The sequence below is a fragment of the Flavobacterium sp. genome (assembly GCF_044361015.1).
Classification (GTDB): Bacteria; Bacteroidota; Bacteroidia; order Flavobacteriales; family Flavobacteriaceae; genus Flavobacterium.
In genome coordinates this window covers 1-3803 of the sequence record NZ_JBIKJL010000099.1, presented here as the reverse complement: position 1 = coordinate 3803, position 3803 = coordinate 1, and the positions used below count along the sequence as shown (strand labels likewise).

General features: G+C 36.1%; 2 protein-coding genes. Both read left to right on the top strand.

The window, feature by feature from the left end:
• Positions 1–226 precede the first annotated feature (226 nt).
• On the top strand, positions 227–850 hold the full coding sequence (locus ACIQ2Z_RS12645) for a hypothetical protein (protein WP_396184528.1): 624 nt from the start codon (positions 227–229) through the stop codon (positions 848–850).
• A gap of 283 nt (positions 851–1133) precedes the next feature.
• Positions 1134–3506, top strand: coding sequence for an arylsulfatase (locus tag ACIQ2Z_RS12640; protein WP_396184527.1), 2373 nt, complete (start codon positions 1134–1136; stop codon positions 3504–3506).
• Positions 3507–3803: the final 297 nt, after the last annotated feature.

Sequence of the window (3803 nt, the reverse complement as noted above, 5' to 3'; positions counted from 1 at the left end):
GCTCTAAGAAGTCGCCCTGCGGAGCAATAAAATAGAAAAGTACAACGTTACCAAGCTTTTGAACTGTGACAAGGTATATTGAAAATTATAGTATTTTTGGGGATAGAAAGGGGAATAAACAGTCGGAGTTACCCTGCGCTATCGAGGATATTTTGAAAAAAACATAGAGAATCAACGATTTTTCAATAACTAAAAAGTTTGTTTATATTTGTTGATGCAAAATCATTTGAAACATGAACTACACAATGTCCTTTCGGGAAAGAGCCAAGTTAGGTTTGGAACAATTATCCAATCAATCGCCAGTTACCTTAACGATGGCGCGTCAACAAGCACAATCATTGAAGACGAAAAGCACTTCAAAAAACAAGAAACAAAGAGATTAGAAAGTTATATTTCTGAAAAAAATCTTTGGATAGCTATTGATTTAACTCAATACATTAGCGAAGGTGCTGAACAAAAAGTGTATTTGAAGGACACTGAAAATGTACTTAAACTAAATGATAGCATTTATTACAATACTTGGAAAGATTACTTATACAATTTGCTATTGCACAATTACTTCTTTCCAGATACAGCTTACAAATTAATTGGTTTTACAAAAGATAATCATATTGTATATGCAGTTGTTCAACAATCTTATGTTGCAATAACTGCCATTACAGATTTAAATCAAGTCAAAGAATTTTTAACTCTAAATGGTTTTGAAAACAATCGTAACAACGATTACATCAATCCCGAATTAGGAATTATACTGGAAGATTTACATGATGAAAATGTTTTGACAAGAAATGAAGTTTTATATTTTATAGATACTGTTTTCTATCTAACCGAACCGTTTTGGATAAGATAAAGAAAAACAACCTATAAACGTAAGATTTTTCTTTTTTTAATAGAGCAAAGCGACTGGCGTAGCATTCCTATCGCTTGCTAGTTACTCCCGCTCTAAGAAGTCGCCCTGCGGAGCAATAAAATAGAAACTACAACCTTGTTCAACCTTTTGAACTTTGACAAGGTTTATTTCAAAAAATTAGTAGATACTATACAAAAAACTTTTATGTATATTTGTTAATTATGGTATTTATCATACTTTATTATTAAAAAAGAATTATTTAGAAATCTTAAACACTCATACAATGAAAAAAACAAGTATTTATTTTTTTGCCTTTGTTCTCTTAAACATTGTGGGTTATTCTCAAACCAATCAGAATAACCAAACTAAGGGAAGTTCTGATAATTTGGATCGCTCAGTGCTTCCAATCAAAGAGCCAGTTTATCAAGCAATTACAGAGTTAGATGCTCGAAAAGCAAAAGCTCCTGTCCGATTTCAGGTAAAAGCACCAGAAAAAGCACCCAATGTAGTAATCGTTTTATTAGATGATATAGGTTATGGCCATTCTAGTGCGTTTGGTGGACCTATCAATATGCCAACTTTAGAGAAGTTATCAGCAAATGGATTAAAGTACAATCGATTCCATACAACAGCATTGTGTTCACCTACACGCACAGCGATACTTACTGGTTATAACCACCATTCTAATAACGCTGGAGCAATTATGGAAGTAGCAACTGCATTTCCAGGAAACACAGGTGTAAGACCACAAACCATTACTCCAATTGCTGAAGTATTGCGTTTGAATGGATACAGCACTGCCGCTTTTGGTAAATATCATGAAACACCACCTTGGGAAGGTTCCGTTTCAGGTCCCTATGATCGTTGGCCTACAGGTTCTGGGTTTGATAAGTTTTATGGTTTTATTGGAGGTGAAACAAACCAATATCATCCTATGGTTTATGACGGAACAACTCGTGTTTATCCTAACGTAGAAGATCCAAATTATCATTTTACAAACGATATGACCGACCAGGCAATTGCATGGATGAATACCCAACAATCGTTAACTCCTGAAAAACCTTTTTATATGTATTTTGCTACAGGCGCAACCCATGCTCCACATCATGCTCCAAAAGAATATGTTGACAAATATAAAGGAAAGTTTTCACAAGGATGGGATAAGCTGCGTGAGGAAACCTTGGCTAGACAAAAAGCATTGGGTGTTGTTCCTAAAAATACTGTTCTAGCTCCAAAACCAGAACTTATAAAAGACTGGAACAAACTTACAGCTGATGAAAAGCGACTTTTTGAAAAACAGATGGAGGTATTTGCCGGATTTGCAGAACATACTGATGAACAAGTTGGTCGCTTAGTTGCAGCTTTGGAAGAACGCGGAGAATTGGAAAACACTATCTTTTTCTATTTGGTAGGAGATAATGGTTCCAGTGCTGAAGGAGGAATGATTGGTATGTATAATGAAAACACTTATTTCAATGGAGTACAAGAAACCTTAGAAATGCAATTAAATGTGATTGATGAATTAGGGTCTGAAAAGGCATACAATCACTTTGCAGCAGGATGGGCAGTAGCAGGAAATACTCCTTTTACTTGGACCAAACAAGTTGCTTCCAATTTTGGAGGAACTAGAAATGGCTTGGTGCTACACTGGCCAGCAGGCATCAAATCAAAAAAAGAGGTTCGTTCGCAATTCCACCATGTGGTAGATGTAGCTCCTACAATATATGCTGCAGTTGGAATACCTTCTCCTAGTATAGTAAATGGCATTGAGCAGCGACCAATGGAAGGGGTTAGCATGATGTACACCTTTAACAACGCCGCTGCACCCGATACCCGCACAACGCAATATTTTGAAATGGCAGGTAACCGTGCGATATACCAGGATGGCTGGTTTGCCGGCACCATTCACAAAGCGCCTTGGGAAGCAAGCCCTAGAAGACCCCTGACTGAAGATGTTTGGGAATTGTATAACGTGAATGAAGATTTTAGTCAGGCCAATAACCTTGCCGATAAAAATCCGAAGAAGCTTGATGAACTTAAAAAGAAATTTATGGAAGAGGCGGTAAAATATAATGTGCTGCCTATTGATGACCGCACCATCGAACGATTTGATGCAAAAATTGCCGGCCGGCCAGATTTGATGAATGGAAAAACCAAACTTACCTTGTACGAGGGTGCGAAAGGAATCCCTGAAAATGCATTTATCAATGTGAAAAACACTTCACTTTCAATTACAGCAGATGTAGAGGTTCCAGCCAATGCTAATGGAGTCATCATTTGCCAAGGTGGTGATTTTGGCGGTTGGTCTTTTTACATGAAAGATGGAGTTCCAACCTATTTTTACAATTGGGTAGGACTTGAAATGTTTTCTGTAACTGCCTCGCAAAAAGTTCCCGCAGGCAAACATGTAATCAAAATGGATTTTGCATATGATGGTGGTAGAGGAGCGGGCGGAATAGCAACTATTTCAATGGATGGAACCAAAATTGGAGAGGGAAAAATTGCCAAAACAAACTCCAATACTTTTGGTATCGATGAATCTGCAGATGTAGGCACGGATGAAAACACACCGGTGAATCCTGATTATAAGAAAAATGAAAAATTTACAGGTAAAATTAAATCAGTAACTGTAGAAACCAAACCAGTTAAAAAGTGATAATTTAATTCATACTATAAAAAGGGCGTTATTACGCCTTTTTTTTGTTTTATAAATGTAGTTCAAACGTTATTTAAAAAAAATGATATTTAAATTACTTTATAAATGTCTATATAAATGACTTATTTATAAATTTTGAACATATCTTTATCTTTTTAGTAACTTTGTCAATCGACCTGATATAAAAGCTATTTATCAATGTTTAAACCCAACTGGTGCTCGTCTGTGACGAGTACCTGCTTAAATTAGAACAAAAATCGTAGCATTTGCAATGCGGTTAACTAAATAGAAATTCCG